This window comes from Cupriavidus sp. FW305-3-2-15-C-LB2, assembly GCF_058787575.1.
Map to the genome: position 1 here is coordinate 123,128 of NZ_JBYSZW010000011.1, position 14,279 is coordinate 137,406.

16 protein-coding genes are annotated in these 14,279 nt (G+C 67.0%); 6 read left to right on the plus strand and 10 right to left on the minus strand.

Annotated features, from left to right (window positions below):
* Positions 1–82: 82 nt before the first annotated feature.
* The 3 genes from AC3WRR_RS11125 to AC3WRR_RS11135 form a co-directional block, all read right to left on the minus strand.
* Complete coding sequence (locus AC3WRR_RS11125; protein WP_010810753.1) at positions 83–898, minus strand: enoyl-CoA hydratase; 816 nt, start codon at positions 896–898, stop codon at positions 83–85.
* Complete coding sequence (locus AC3WRR_RS11130) at positions 895–1,638, minus strand: FadR/GntR family transcriptional regulator (protein ID WP_010810754.1); 744 nt, start codon at positions 1,636–1,638, stop codon at positions 895–897. The genes AC3WRR_RS11125 and AC3WRR_RS11130 overlap by 4 nt, the downstream gene beginning before the upstream one ends.
* A 65-nt stretch (positions 1,639–1,703) precedes the next feature.
* A complete protein-coding gene (locus tag AC3WRR_RS11135) occupies positions 1,704–2,885 on the minus strand; it encodes a CaiB/BaiF CoA transferase family protein (RefSeq protein ID WP_010810755.1) in 1,182 nt (393 codons plus the stop codon).
* 307 nt (positions 2,886–3,192) lie between these two features.
* Between AC3WRR_RS11135 and AC3WRR_RS11140 the strand changes: the two genes are divergently transcribed.
* From AC3WRR_RS11140 to AC3WRR_RS11165, 6 genes are all read left to right on the plus strand, one after another.
* Positions 3,193–4,716, plus strand: coding sequence for an NCS1 family nucleobase:cation symporter-1 (locus tag AC3WRR_RS11140; protein ID WP_439669466.1), 1,524 nt, complete (start codon positions 3,193–3,195; stop codon positions 4,714–4,716).
* A 58-nt stretch (positions 4,717–4,774) separates the two neighbouring features.
* Positions 4,775–5,509, plus strand: a complete 735-nt coding sequence (locus AC3WRR_RS11145) for an aspartate/glutamate racemase family protein (RefSeq protein WP_010810757.1) — start codon at positions 4,775–4,777, stop codon at positions 5,507–5,509.
* Positions 5,510–5,547: 38 nt separating this feature from the next.
* Entirely contained in the window at positions 5,548–6,537 is a 990-nt protein-coding gene (gene puuE, locus AC3WRR_RS11150; protein WP_051398616.1) for an allantoinase PuuE, read from the plus strand.
* A 90-nt stretch (positions 6,538–6,627) separates the two neighbouring features.
* A complete protein-coding gene (locus AC3WRR_RS11155; protein ID WP_010810760.1) occupies positions 6,628–7,446 on the plus strand; it encodes a GntR family transcriptional regulator in 819 nt (272 codons plus the stop codon).
* A gap of 115 nt (positions 7,447–7,561) precedes the next feature.
* Positions 7,562–7,981, plus strand: a complete 420-nt coding sequence (locus AC3WRR_RS11160; RefSeq protein WP_010810761.1) for a cupin domain-containing protein — start codon at positions 7,562–7,564, stop codon at positions 7,979–7,981.
* A 55-nt stretch (positions 7,982–8,036) separates the two neighbouring features.
* A complete protein-coding gene (locus AC3WRR_RS11165) occupies positions 8,037–8,387 on the plus strand; it encodes a hypothetical protein (protein ID WP_037024831.1) in 351 nt (116 codons plus the stop codon).
* Positions 8,388–8,399: 12 nt separating this feature from the next.
* Here AC3WRR_RS11165 and AC3WRR_RS11170 read toward each other — a convergent pair whose 3' ends face one another.
* The 7 genes from AC3WRR_RS11170 to AC3WRR_RS11200 form a co-directional block, all read right to left on the minus strand.
* The gene (locus AC3WRR_RS11170; protein ID WP_010810763.1) at positions 8,400–8,915 is read right to left on the minus strand and encodes a DUF2306 domain-containing protein; all 516 of its coding nucleotides are present in this window, start codon (positions 8,913–8,915) and stop codon (positions 8,400–8,402) included.
* Positions 8,916–9,086: 171 nt separating this feature from the next.
* Positions 9,087–9,872, minus strand: coding sequence for an amino acid ABC transporter permease (locus tag AC3WRR_RS11175; protein ID WP_136227892.1), 786 nt, complete (start codon positions 9,870–9,872; stop codon positions 9,087–9,089).
* Positions 9,865–10,605: an ABC transporter permease subunit gene (locus tag AC3WRR_RS11180; protein ID WP_011617911.1), complete on the minus strand. Its 741-nt coding sequence runs from the start codon at positions 10,603–10,605 to the stop codon at positions 9,865–9,867. Before AC3WRR_RS11180 ends, AC3WRR_RS11175 begins: the two co-directional genes overlap by 8 nt.
* A 29-nt stretch (positions 10,606–10,634) precedes the next feature.
* Positions 10,635–11,459, minus strand: coding sequence for an ABC transporter substrate-binding protein (locus AC3WRR_RS11185; protein WP_010810766.1), 825 nt, complete (start codon positions 11,457–11,459; stop codon positions 10,635–10,637).
* A 107-nt stretch (positions 11,460–11,566) separates the two neighbouring features.
* A complete protein-coding gene (locus tag AC3WRR_RS11190) occupies positions 11,567–11,947 on the minus strand; it encodes a DUF427 domain-containing protein (protein ID WP_011617912.1) in 381 nt (126 codons plus the stop codon).
* Positions 11,948–12,048: 101 nt separating this feature from the next.
* Complete coding sequence (locus AC3WRR_RS11195; RefSeq protein ID WP_011617913.1) at positions 12,049–13,041, minus strand: tripartite tricarboxylate transporter substrate binding protein; 993 nt, start codon at positions 13,039–13,041, stop codon at positions 12,049–12,051.
* A 76-nt stretch (positions 13,042–13,117) separates the two neighbouring features.
* Complete coding sequence (locus AC3WRR_RS11200) at positions 13,118–14,275, minus strand: CaiB/BaiF CoA transferase family protein (protein WP_492296968.1); 1,158 nt, start codon at positions 14,273–14,275, stop codon at positions 13,118–13,120.
* Positions 14,276–14,279 lie beyond the last annotated feature (4 nt).

A 14,279-nucleotide genomic window follows, 5' to 3' on the forward strand; every position in this document is an offset into this window, starting at 1 on the left:
CCATATCTCCTCTCTTTTGTATGTGTCCCCACGTCATGCGTGGCGGTATTGCCGATATTCCCGGATCGCCGGGATGTAACGCTTATTGGCCCTTGAAGACGGGGCTGCGCTTTTCGGCGAAGGCGCGCTTGCCCTCGCGGTAATCGTCGCTGGCGAAGCACTGCATGACGAGCTGCTGCATGCCCGCGATATCGACCTGCGGGCCCAGCTGCTGCAATTGACGAATCATGCGTTTGCCGGCGCGCAGCGTGAGGGGCGCATTGGCGGCAATCTGGTCCAGGCGTGTCTGCAGCGTCGTGTCGAGGTCGGCCGCATCGGTCACGTGGTGGACCAGGCCAAGGGCCTTGGCGTCCGCCGCCGCATAGCGGTTGGCGGTCAGGAAGATTTCGAGCGCATTGGCGGCGCCGACCGTGCTGACCAGATTCCGGATTGCGGTGAGCCGGTAGCCCAGGCCGAGCTTGCCGGCCGGAATGGCAAAGGTGCTGTCGGACGACGCGATCCGGATGTCACAGCACAGCGCGATATTCAGGCCGCCGCCGATGCAATAGCCCTTGATCCTGGCGAGGGTCGGCTTGGCGTGGTCGTAGAGAGCCAGCTGGGCGGCCTCTGCCACTTGCTCATAGGCCGCGACGGCCTCTTCGCCGGAGCGCAGGTTGTCGAACTGCGCGATGTTCGCCCCGCTCACGAAGGCGCGCTCTCCGGCGCCAGTCAGCACTACCGAGCGCACTTCGTCGTCCTGCTCGAACGCTGCGAGCGCCTGGGGCAGTGCCGCCCACATGTCGAACGAGACGGCGTTGTGGCGGCCAGGGTCGTTGAAGGTAATCCAGCCGGTGCGGCCGCGTTTTTCCACCAGCAGGGTATCGGTAATCTCGCCTTGCAGTATGCGTGTCGTGGTCATGTTGTCTTTCCAGGCGCTCGGGCCTTATGTCTTTCAATACCGTTGGTCAAGTGGTAGCGCATGGCGGCGCGCGCCTGGTCGGCGTTCCCCGCGGCAATGGCGTCGAAGATCGCGTGGTGCTCCTGCTCGACTTCCGCGATGCGCGTGGTCCCGGTCGAGGTGGAACGCAGCGTGCGCACGGAGTCGTGGAGCACATGGCTCAGATGGGCCATCAAGCGGATGAAGTACGGGTTGTTGGTCGCGTTGCCCACAGCGAGGTGAAAATCGAGCGCGGTGTCCGCGCCCTTTTCCCAGTCTGCGCCCGCTTCATCGACCTTCGCCAGCGCCAGTCGCAGCGCCTCCAGCTGCGCGGGCGTGCGGAACCGCGCCGCCAGCGCGGCCGCGCCCGATTCGATCTCGACGCGCAGCTGGAAGACATGCTCGAGCGCATCCTCATGCAGCAGCTCGTCGGTGACGATCTCGAAGTTGCGCTGCCCGATGCCCTGCGCCACGAACGTGCCGGTGCCGCGCCGGGTTTCAACGTAGCCGGCCAGCTTCAGGCGCGCGATGGCCTCGCGCACGACATTGCGGCTCACGTCGAACGCGGTGGCCAGCTCGTTCTCCGTGGGCAGCTGCTGCCCGTGGGCCAGGGTGCCGTCCAGGATGCGCTGGCGGATCTGGTGCGCGATCTCGTCGGGCAGGTTGTCCGGCCGGCGCAGGCTCGTGAATCCGCGAATCTCCATGCCAAGTTGGGCCTTCATCAGAATCTCCGTCATGTCCGTGGCCCCGGAAGCGGGGCAATCATGGCGGATATGGTAGCGCCCAATCAGATGACCCCCTGCGCTGCAAGCGCTTCGATCCGCGCGGAATCCAGGCCGAGCAGCGAGCGGTACACGTCGTGGTTGTGCTCACCGCTCTCCGGTGCCGGCGCCAGTTCGCCCAGCGAGGTCCGGCTCAGGATCACCGGCTGGCCGACGACGGAGATCGTGCCCAGCCTGGGGTGCTCGATGGGCTGGCTCATGCGCAGATGTTCGACCTGCGGATCGGCGAAGGCCTCGTTCATGCTGAGGATGGGGCCGCACGGCACCCCTTCGCGATTCATGCGGGCGATCCATTCCTCGGTGGTGCGGGTGCGCGTGCGCCCGGCGATCGCGGCGTTCAGCGCCGGCCGATTGCGGGCACGCAACGGCACCGTCAGGAAGCGCTCGTCCGCGATGAGTTCAGGCACCTCAAGCACCTTGCACAGCCGCGCGAAGATGTCGTTGCCCATGGCGGCAATATTCATGTAGCCATCCTGCGTCGGGAACACGCCGGTCGGGCTGCTGGTGGGATGATCGTTGCCGCTCTGGCCCGGCACCTCGCCATTCATCAGCCAGCGCATGGCCTGGAAGTCCATCATCCACAGCTGCGATTGCAGCAGGGAGGTCTGCACCCACTGGCCCTGGCCGGACACTTCGCGTTCCAGCAGCGCCACCATCAGGCCGATCGCGCAGAACAGACCGGCGGTCAGGTCCGCAACGGGAATCCCCGCGCGCATCGGTCCGCGCCCGGGTTCGCCCGTGACCGACATCATGCCGGAGATCCCTTGCGCGATCTGGTCCAGACCCGGGCGCTCGTGGTACGGACCATCCTGCCCGAACCCCGATACGCTGCCATAGACGATGCGCGGATTGACCTTGCGCAGCGACTCATAGTCGATGCCCAGCTTGAACTTCACGTTGGGCCGGTAGTTCTCCACCACCACATCGGCCTTGCGCACCAGCTCCAGGAACAGCGCGCGCCCCTCCGGATGCTTGAGGTTGAGCGTAATGCTCTGCTTGTTGCGATGGGTGTTCTGGTAGTCGGCAAACTGCGCCGAACCGCCCGGCTTGTCATCGGGCGCCTGGCCCGGCTCTTCGATCTTGATGACGGTCGCCCCCCAGTCGGCGAACTGGCGCACGGCGGCCGGACCGGAGCGCACGCGCGTGAGGTCGAGTACGGTGAATCGGGAAAGCGGACCATGCCCCACAGTTGTCTCCAATTTTGTCTCTTTGCCAGGCCATCTACAGATGGGATGTTGGACATCCTATATTCAGGATTCGCACGAATCAAGCCGGGGGTAAACCCCTGAGGACATTCCGGATTGGGCGAGAAGACTTCAGGGAAAGCGAATGTTGACAATCACGAATCCGTGATCTACAACATCGTCTACACACTAAATCAATTTTGTAGACAATTTTGTAGTCAATAAAAGCAGCTTTCCACCGGCGCACACCAAAGAGCCCAACGGCCGCATGTCGCCTATCGTCAAGACACACATCTGCCAGGAGACTCAGATGATGCAAACCACCGCAACCCCCGCCGACGCCCCGCAGGCGCAGGCCGGGCATGCCGCACACGGCAACGCCCTGATCAAGCCGGGGTATGACGAACGCCTGACCAATGAGGACCTGGCGCCGCTGCGCAAGCAGACCTGGGGCACCTACAACATCTTTGCCTTCTGGATGTCGGACGTGCACAGCGTGGGCGGCTATATCACCGCCGGCAGCCTGTTCGCGCTGGGGCTGACCAGCTGGCAGGTGCTGGTGTCGCTGCTGGTCGGCATCCTGATCGTGCAGTACTTCTGCAACCTGGTGGCCAAGCCCAGCCAGGTGACCGGCACGCCTTATCCGGTGATCTGCCGGGCCTCGTTCGGCGTGCTCGGCGCCAATATCCCGGCGGTGATCCGCGGGCTCATCGCAGTGGCGTGGTACGGCATCCAGACCTACCTGGCTTCCAGCGCCTTCCTGGTGCTGGCGCTGCACTTCTTCCCCGCGCTGGCGCCCTATGCCGACGTGAAGCTGCACGGCTTTGCCGGACTCTCCACGCTGGGCTGGGCCGCATTCATGGTGCTGTGGGTGTTGCAGGCGCTGGTGTTCTGGACCGGCATGGAGACCATCCGCAAGTTCATCGACTGGGCCGGCCCGGCGGTGTACGTGGTTATGATCGCGCTGGCGATCTGGCTGGTGAACAAGGCCGGCTGGGAGAACGTCAATTTCACGCTGAGCTTCGTCAAGTACACCGGCTGGGAAGCGGTGCCGGTGATGCTGAGCGCGATCGCGCTGGTGGTGTCGTATTTCTCCGGCCCGATGCTGAACTTCGGCGACTTCTCGCGCTATGCCAAGGACTTCAAGTCGGTCAAGCGCGGCAACTTCTGGGGCCTGCCGGTCAACTTCCTGGGCTTCTCGCTGCTGACCGTGATCACGACCTCGGCCACGCTGCCGGTGTTCGGCAAGCTGATCACCGACCCGGTGGAGACCGTCAGCCATATCGACAGCACCTTCGCCATGCTGCTGGGCGCTTTCACCTTCATGACCGCCACCATCGGCATCAATATCGTCGCCAACTTCGTTTCGCCGGCATTCGACTTCTCCAACGTCTCGCCCAAGCACATCAGCTGGCGCACCGGCGGCATGATCGCGGCCGTGGCTTCGATCTTCATCACGCCGTGGAACCTGTACAACAACCCGGCGGTGATCCACTACACGCTGGACGTGCTGGGCGCCTTCATCGGCCCGCTGTTCGGCATCCTGATTGCGGACTACTACCTGGTGCGGCGCCAGCATGTCGACGTCGACGACCTGTACACGCTGAACCCGCGCGGCCGCTACTGGTACCGCAACGGCTTCAACCCGGCGGCGGTGGCCACCATGATCCCGGCGGCCATCATCCCGATCCTGTGCGTGGTGGTGCCGGCCTGGCAGTCCGCGGCCAACTACAGCTGGTTTATCGGCATGGGCATTGCGCTGGTGCTGTACCGGCAACTGGCGCCGCGCATGATGCCCGGCCACTTCGGCAGCCGTGCCGCCAGCCAGGCCTGAGCCCCGGAACCATTCTTTCGACTGCACGATTTCGACCGCACTTAGCAGAGCCGCGTCTATGAAGCTGAAGATCATCAACCCCAATACCACCCAGAGCATGACCGACAAGATCGGGCAGTGCGCCGTCGCCGTGGCGGCACCGGGAACGCGCATCAGCGCGGTCAGCCCGCGCATGGGACCGGCTTCCATCGAAAGCCACTATGACGAAGCCCTGTCCGTGCCCGGCATCCTCGACGAGATCCTGGCCGGCGAGCAGGAGGGCGTGGACGGCTACGTGATCGCCTGCTTCGGCGACCCCGGCCTGTACGCCGCGCGCGAGGTGGCACGCGGGCCGGTGATCGGCATCGCCGAGGCCGCCATGCATATGGCCAGCGTGGTCGGCAGCAGCTTCAGCGTGGTGACCACGCTGGCGCGCACCTGCAATATCGCCTGGCACCTGGCCGAGCGCTACGGCATGAAGCGCTTCTGCAACAACGTGCGCGCCTGCGACCTGCCCGTGCTGGAACTGGAGCGCCCGGGCTCGGACGCGCGCCGCATCATCACCGAGGCCTGCCGCCAGGCGCTGGTTGAAGACCGCAGCGAATGCATCGTGCTGGGGTGCGCCGGCATGACCGACCTGTGCGACGAGATCGCCGACGCCATCGGCGCACCGGTGATCGACGGCGTGGTGTGCGCGGTCAAGATGGCCGAGGCGCTGGTCTCGGTGCGCCTGGGCACCAGCAAGCGCGGCGACTGGGCGCGGCCGCTGCCCAAGGCGTATGCGGGCATGCTGGCCCCTTATGCGTTGAACTGAACCGTATGACTTCCCGATCCAATTCCGACTCCACCACCATGCTCCAGTCCCGCTATCCACGCGATCTCATCGGTTACGGCGCCCGGCCGCCGCACGCCCGCTGGCCGGGCGGTGCGCGCGTTGCGCTGCAGTTCGTCCTCAACTACGAAGAAGGCGGCGAAAACTGCGTGCTGCACGGCGACGCCGCCTCCGAGCAGTTCCTCTCCGAGATCGTCGGCGCCGCGGCCTACCCCGACCGCCACATGAGCATGGAGGGCATCTACGAATACGGCTCGCGCGCCGGCGTCTGGCGCCTGCTGCGCGAGTTCGAGAAGCGCGGCCTGCCGCTGACCATCTTCGGCGTGTCGATGGCGCTGCAACGCCATCCTGAACTGACCCGCGCCTTTGTCGAACTGGGCCACGAGATCGCCTGCCACGGCTGGCGCTGGATCCACTACCAGGGCATCGACGAAGCCACCGAGCGCGAGCACATGCGCATCGGCATGCAGATCATCAAGGACCTGACCGGCGAACTGCCGCTGGGCTGGTACACCGGCCGCGACAGCCCCAACACGCGCCGCCTGGTGGTGGAGCACGGCGGCCTCCTGTACGACTCGGACTACTACGGCGACGACCTGCCCTTCTGGACCGAGGTGGAAGTCACCGGCGGCGAGAAGAAGCCGCACCTGGTGGTGCCGTACACGCTCGACTCCAACGACATGCGCTTTGCCACGCCGCAGGGCTTCAATACCGGCGAACAGTTCTTCCAGTACCTGAAGGATGCGTTCGACGTCTTGTATGAGGAAGGCGACCCGAGCGGCCAGGACAGCCCCAAGATGCTGTCGATCGGCATGCACTGCCGCCTGCTCGGCCGCCCGGGCCGCTTCCGCGCGCTGCAGCGCTTTCTCGACTATGTGCAGGGACACGACAAGGTGTGGATCTGCCGCCGTGTCGACATCGCCCGCCACTGGGCGCAGGTGCACCCGTTCCAAGCCGCGGGCGATGCCGCAGCCGTGGGCACGATGCCCGAGGAAGTTGCCCCGGCCTGACAAATGCCGTCCGTGTCGCCATATTTGTGTACGATATAGCCGTCTTTCGTCGCCAGTTCCGGCGACAGGCTGAAATGTCCGTCCCCTGATATGGCAACCACATCGAAGAAGGCGGCGCCCGGCGCGGCAGCAAAAACGCCGCGCCGGCCCGCATCCAAGGCAACCCTGAAAACAGCACCCAAGGCCGCCGCCAATGCCGCACCGGAGGAAAGCGCCGGCCCGGAGGCCGCCGCCAGCGAAGCTTCCGCCACCGAGGCCATCTACCTCAGCCTGCTGACCGCGATCATGGAGCATCGCCTGCTGGCCGGCACCAAGCTGGTCGAGGAACGGCTGTGCGAAGTAACCGGCGCCAGCCGGGCCCGCATCCGCCAGGTCTTCGCGCGCCTGGCGCATGAGAAGCTGGTCACGCTGGTGCCCAATCGCGGCGCCTTTGTCTCCAGCCCCACGGTGGACGAGGCGCGCGAGGTGTTCCAGGCGCGCCGCGTGGTCGAACCCGCGCTGGCGGCCGAACTGGCCCAGCGTGCCACGCCGGCCAAAGTCCGCAGCCTGCGCCGCCATGCCATGGAAGAAGACAACGCGCGCGCGCGCGGCGACCGCGCCGCGATGATCCGCCTGTCGGGGGAATTCCATATCCTGCTGGCGGAGATGGCCGGCAATGCCATCCTCGAAAAGCTGATCCGCGAGATGGTGTCACTGACCTGCCTGATCATCACGCTGTATGACCGCCCCGGCGCACCGGCCTGCGCCGAGCATGAGCACCGCCAGCTGATCGACGCCATCGAGCAGCGCGACGCCGCGCGCGCCAGCGCGTTGATGGCGGAACACCTGGAACACATCGAGGGTTCGCTCGACCTGAGCGTGCCCGACAGCGGCGCGCCGGACTTCTACAGCATCTTCAGCAAGGGTTGAAGCACGGTGCGGGGGCGCCAGCGCGCGCCTCATGGCCGGCATTGCACTCCGCGCCCGGCAACCTAGACTGGCTGCATAACAATGCCGCGCGCAATGCGCCGCAGGGAGGTGCGCCATGGCTGTCGCTGCAGAACCCGTCACAACCGCCCGTCCACCGCTGGCCTTCGAACGGCTTTACGCGGATGCCGCCGGCGAATCCCACTTCGGCCCCATTTCCGTTGCCATCACCGAGCGCCTGTTCGCGCCGCCCGCGCGCGCCTTCTGGGTGTCGCCGCTGGACGAAGCCGCGCGGCAGGGCTTCCTGCTGGTGCCGGCCGGCTGGGTGGGCGCACTGCACCCGTCGCCGCTGCGCATGTGGATTTTCGTGCTGGCTGGTGCGATGGAGTTCGAAGCCAGCGATGGCGAACGCCGGCCGCTGTCGGCGGGCAGTGCGCTATTGCTGGAAGACACCACGGGCAAGGGGCATGTCAGCAGGGTCGTCGGTACTGCCGATGCCACGCTGGCCGTGGTGCAGTTGCCGGAGAACCGAAGCTGAGCCCGCGGCGTGCCGGCAGGGCTGTGGCCACGCAACACGATCACGGAGCCCCATGATGATTGCTCCCGAGCCAGCGGCTCCGCCCAAGCCCGCGCCGCAACTGGTGCCCAACGGCTACCGCCAGGGCATCATCACCGCGATCACGGTGCTGCTCGGCTTCTCGCTGGCGTTCTGGCGGTTCTGGGGCTTCGAGAGTCCCGGCCACTGGAACCTGCGCGCGCTGTTCGCCGCGGTCTCGCTACTGGCCGCGGTGTCGCTGCAGATCGTGGCGCTCTACCGCGCGCTGCGCATCGAGGACGATGCAGTGGATGAATACCGCAAGACCGTGCGATGGTTCATCGCGTCGGCGCTTGCGCTGCTGGTCGGGCTGGCCGTGGCCATGATAGACGCGGCACTCGGCCCCTAGGCCGCCCGGCAGTCACGCTATCCGGCCCGGGAACGAACCTGCGCCTGCTCCTGGCTGGCGTCGCAGATAGCGCACCTGCAGCACCGCCCCCGCCAGGAATACCAGGAACAGCACGCCGACGATCCCCTTCAGTTCCGGCGCTTCCGCATTGGCAAAGACCGGATTGCCCACCGGCAGGCGCGTGCCGGTCTCGGTCAGGCCCGGGATGAAGTGGAAGAACACCGTCAGCGACAGCGACACCACCTCCACGTAGCGGCTCATGCGCCCGAATGCACCGCGTGCCGCGCAGACCGCGACCGCCAGCACCAGCAGCGTGACGATGCCCAGCACATGGGGCTTGCCGAATCCGCCGTGCTGGAAGATGCCAAACCCGGTCAGGCAACTCAGCACGGTGCCGATGACATAGGCCAGTCCGAGCCGGGTATGCAGGCGCACCATGCCGGTGCTCGAGAGCGCCACCAGGCCGCAGGCCAGTCCCGCCAGACTGATCAGGGTATGGATGATGCCAAGCTGCGTGAGTCCGAGCATGATGGTGCCTCCAGCCGGGTGGGTGCCGCAATGGATCTGGACAGGCGTGGCGGCGCGCAAGACAAGGCGAGTTGCGTGGGGGCGGGCCGCAACAGCAAGCCTTCATGTAAGGCGAAGCTTGCGGGGATTGCAAGGATGGCGGCAGCCGCGGGGCACCCGCCTTTGCCGATGTCAGAGCATCGGGGCACCGGCCCTTGCAGACTGCGCCATGGCCTGGCGCGCCACCGCGACCTCGGCCCTGCCGCGCCGGTGCGATCCCTGCAGGCGGCGCAGCGCCGCAGCGGCACCCGCCTCGATCATCACGCACAGCACGAAGTAGAGCAGCGCAACCGCTGCGAACACTTCCGCCGCATAGCTCATGCTGCGGCCATTGACCTGCGTGGCCAGTGTCGACAGCTCACTGACGCCGACGATATAAGCCAGCGACGTATCCTTGGTCAGCGCCACCCAGGTGTTGGCCAGGGACGGCAGCATGGCGCGCAGCGCCTGCGGCAGCACCACATGCCAGAGTGCCTGCGTGCGCGACATGCCCAGCGCCAGCGCCGCCTGGCGCTGGCCCGCGCCGATCGCGGCAATTCCCGCGTGCAGGCTCTGCGCGATAAACGCGGCGCCCACCAGTGCCAGCGCCAGCACCACGGTCAGCACTTCGCTGACCTGCACGCCGGCCAGCATCGGCAGCAAGAAGTAAGTCCAGAAGATCAGCATCAGCACCGGCACCGCGCGCAGCAACGCCAGCACGGCGCGCAGCACGCGCGTGACGCTGGATGGCGCAAGCTCCAGCAGCAGCGCCAGCGCAATGCCCAGCACCGTGGCGCCGGCGCAGGCGAGCGCCGCTATCCACAGCGTCAGCGCCGCGCCGGCCAGCGGGCCCTCGGGGAAAGCGCCTTTGAGCAAGTAGGGCAGCTGGCCCCATACCAGCGCCAGGCCCGCCGGCAGGCTTGCCATCCCATCAGGCATGACGTGCTCCGGTCCAGCCGAGGCGCCTGAGCAAGGCCGGCGCCACCGCCTGCAGCGACAGGATCAACGCCGCATAGAGCAGCGTGGCAATGCCGAAAGCCTGGAAGGCCATCAGCGTATCGGTCTCGACCTGGCGCGCGGTGTAAGAGAGTTCGGCAAAGCCGATCGCCATGGCCAGCGAGGTGTTCTTGATGGTCTGGCAAAACTGCCCCACCATCGGCCGCGCCGCAATCCGCAGCGCCTGCGGCAGCACGATGCGCCACCACGCGGCACGCGGCGCGAAGCCCAGCGCCAGCGCCGCGGCGAACTGCCCGCGCGGCACCGCGGCGATTCCGGCTTCGAGTTCCTGCGCATAGAAGGCGCTGGCATACAGGGCGATGCCGAATACGCTGGCCAGCGCTTCCAGCGACGGCGCGGGAATGGCCACGGCACACATCTGGAGGCCGCGCCAGTCCGAGATCGCGCCGATGGCCGCATCGCCCAGCAATTGCGCGGCACCGAAGTACCAGAAGAACAGCTGCACCAGCAGCGGCGTCTTGCGCAGCAGCCCGATCACCGCATTGGCCGCGATGGCCACGGGGCGCCACGGCACCCTGCGCAGCGCCAGCCAGGCTGCGGCCAGCGCGCAGCCGAGCAGGAACACCGCCAGCGACAGCGCCACCGTCATGGCAAAGCCGCCGAGCAGCCAGTGCAGGTATTTGGCCGGCAACGACTGCCAGAGAATGGAAACCATGGGTCAGGGGCGATCAGGCTGTGGCGTGCTTACTTGACCGTGCTGCCGATGGTGAAGTCGCGCGCCAGCGGCGCCTGGCTCTTCGGCCCGAAGTACTTGTCGTAGATGCGCGCCGCCGTGCCGCTCTTCTCCAGCTCCAGCAGGATCTGGTCGATGGCGGCCTGCAGGCGCTCCTCGCCCTTGGGCACGCCCACGCCCATGTATTCGCGCGTCAGCGTGAAGGGCGAGATCTCGAACTGGTCGCGGTTGGGCAGCGTGGCCAGCAGCGCGCCGAGCTTGGCGCCGTCCTGCGCAAAGGCCTGGATCGCGCCGGTGCGCAGCGCCTGCAGCGCCAGCGGCGAATCGTCATAGGCGATCACGCGCGCGTCGGGGTAGCGCTGGCGCAGCGTGGTTTCCTGCGTGGTGCCCTTGTCCACGCCCAGGCGCCAGGCCTTCAGTTCATCGGGCTGGCGCAGCGCCCCCTTCCTTGCGATGAACTGCAGCCCGCTGGCAAAGTAAGGCGTGGAGAAGCCGATCTGCTGGCGGCGTTCATCGGTGATGGTGAAGTTGGCCGCGACGATATCCACCTTCTGCGAGGCCAGCAGCGGAATGCGGTTGGCGGGGTTGGTGGCGCGGAACTCCGCCTTGACGCCAAGGCGGCTGGCAATCTCGTTGGCATAGTCGACATCCAGGCCCGCTGGCGCATGCGTCTTCGGATCGACAAAGCCGAACGGCGGGTTGGCATCGAACACGCCCACGTGCAGCACGCCGGCCTTGCGGATATCGTCGAGGCGATCCGCCAGCGCGGTACCGGAGGCCATGACGGCAACGCCGGCGACGATGGCGCCGCGCAGCAGGAAGGAACGGAAGGACATGGAAGGCACTCACTGAAGTCTGGATGGGCAGACGATAGCGGTGCGCGCCCCGATCAGGAACGAATGGTTTCGCAGATGGATATGCCGCCATGCCGGGCGGCGCGCGCTCAGGCGCCGAGAATCTCGATGCTGTCGACGCGGTCCGGGTAGAAGGCCAGGTGCGAGGCGATCGCCGCCACCGCGGGGTAAGGCGTCTCGTAGCTCCACACCGCATTGCGCGCGCGCTCGCCGCCGGCGGGGATGGAGAAGTAGCTGCAATCGCCCTTGTATGGGCAGTACGTCGTGTGCGCGGTACGCTCCAGCTGCGCCAAGTCGACATGCTCGCGCGGGATGTACTGCACCGGCGGGTAGGTCGCCTCTTGCAGGGTCAGCGCCGCGTCGCTGTCCGCAATGGCAATGCCCGCCACCCTGACCACCACCCTGCCGGCCGTCGGCGTGATGGTGATCGGGTGGTCGGGGCCGGGGATCCTGACTGGCTTGTCGGTCATGGCGCGTCCTCCTGCAGGGCATCGTCACGGGGGCGATGCTGCATTCTAGGCGTTCGCCGCGCGGCCTGCAGGCCGCGCCCGATGGTTCAGCCCAGCCGCCGCTATTCGACCTTGACGTTGGCCTTCTTCACCAGTGCGGCGTAGCGCGTGGCCTCGCTGCGGAAGAAGCTGGCGGCCGCCTCGGGTGTGCCGGGCTCGATCACGGTGGCCTGCTTCTTCATGGCCTCCAGCACTTCGGGCGAGGTGAAGGCCCTGGCAAATGCGTCATGCACGCGCTTTACCTCTGCCGGCGGCATGCCGGCGGGGCCGACCACGGCAAACCAGCCGGCGACGTTGTAGTGGGGCAAGCCTTGTTCGGCGATGGTGGGGATCTCCGGCGCGGCGGACGAGCGCTTGTCGCCGCACACGCCGATCGCGCGCAGTGTGCCGGCCTTCAGGTGCGGCGCCACCGCGTTGAGCGCAACCACGCCCAGTTCCACCTGTCCGGCGATCAGGTCGTTCATCATCGGGCCCGTGCCCTTGTACGGAACGTGGCGCGCACTCACGCCGGCCTCGTCCAGGAACATCTCCCCGGCCAGGTGGATGATGGTGCCGTTGCCGGACGAGCCGTAGTTGTAGCCGTCGGGCCTGGCCTTGAGCAGCGCCACCAGTTCCTTCACGTTCCTTGCCGGCACCTTGGGATTCACGACAAGCACCAGCGGCGTGGTGCCGATCACGCTGATCGGGGTGATGTCCTTGATGGCATCGAACGGCATGGTGCGGAACACGCTCGGGTTGATGACATGGTTGTTCGAGACCAGCCCGAGCGTGCTGCCATCCGGCTGCGCCTTGACCACGGCCGCGGCCCCGGTGATACCGCCGGCGCCGGGCAGGTTCTCGATCACCACCGGCTGGCCAAAGGCCTTGCCCAGGGCCGGACCGGCCGCGCGCGCGATGGTGTCCACGCCGGAACCGGCGCTGATCGGCAGGATCAGGCGCACCGGTTTGCCGGTATTGCCCTGCGCGAGCGCGCCGATGCCGGGCGCGGCCAGCGCGGCGGCCACGGTGGCGGCCAGCGCCAGCGCTGACTTGAGAAGGATGCGACGGGGGTGCATGAGGTTGTCTCCGTATCGTTATCGTAGGATCTTTGCGGGCTGCCGCTGTGCCGCGGCATGCCCGTCGTGGTACCGGTCAGCCGGCGCGGCCCTGGCCGAGCTGCAACAGGATCTCTTCGTTGTGCTCGCCGGCCCTGGGCAGCGGCCGGCGCACGCCCGGGCGGCGCCCGCCCATCAGCAGCGGCAGCAGCACCGTGGGCGTGGTCGAGCTGTCGTCGGCCTGCATCGGCACCAGCCCGCCGCTGGCAAGCAGGTGCGGATCGTCGAGCAGCTGGTCCGGGCGCACGATCGGCGCATAGGGGATGCCGGCGGCTTCGAGCCTGGGCGCCAGTTCTGCGCTGCGGTGGTGGCGCAGGATCGCGCCCAGCTCATCGAGCAGTTGCGGACGCACCGCCACGCGCGAGGCATTGCTGGCGTACTCGGGCTTGCCGAGAAGCTCCGGATGCTCCAGCACCTGGCACAGCGTCGCGAACTGCTTGTCGCTGACCGCGCCGATAAACAGCTGCTCGTCGCCGGCCAGCGTAAAGACGTCATACACGCTCCACGCCGACACGCGCGACGGCATCGGCGGCGGCGCCTCGCCGGTCATCGCAAACTGCTGCATATGCTGCGAAGCCAGGAATACGCAGTTCTCGAACAGCGCGCTCTGGATCTCCTGGCCGCGCCCGGTGCGGTCGCGCTCGCGCAGCGCGGCCAGCACGCCGATGGCGCCGAACATGCCGCCCATGATGTCGTTGACCGAGGTGCCCGCGCGCAGCGGCCGCCCGCTTGGGCCGGTCATGTAGGACAGCCCGCCCATCATCTGCACCACCTCGTCGAGCGCCAGCCGGTTCTCGTACGGGCCGGGCAGGAAGCCCTTGTGCGAGACGTAGATCAGGTGCGGGTAGTCGCGCGACAGTGTGGCGTAGTCCAGCCCCAGCTTCTGCATCAGGCCGGGCCGGAAGTTCTCCAGCAGCACGTCGCTCTGGCCCGCCAGCTCGGCCGCGGTGGCACGCCCTTCCTCGGTGGTGATGTCCAGCACCACGCTCTTCTTGTTGCGGTTGAAGGCGCGGAAGAAGCCGATGCCCAGGCCCGGCAGGTTGCGCGTCTTGTCGCCGCCGGGCGGCTCTACCTTGATCACCTCGGCGCCCAGGTCGGCCAGGATCATGCCGCAGGTGGGGCCCATCACCATATGCGTGAATTCGACCACGCGGATGCCGGCCAGCGGCAGGGAGTTGCTGTTGTCTTGGGTCATCTTG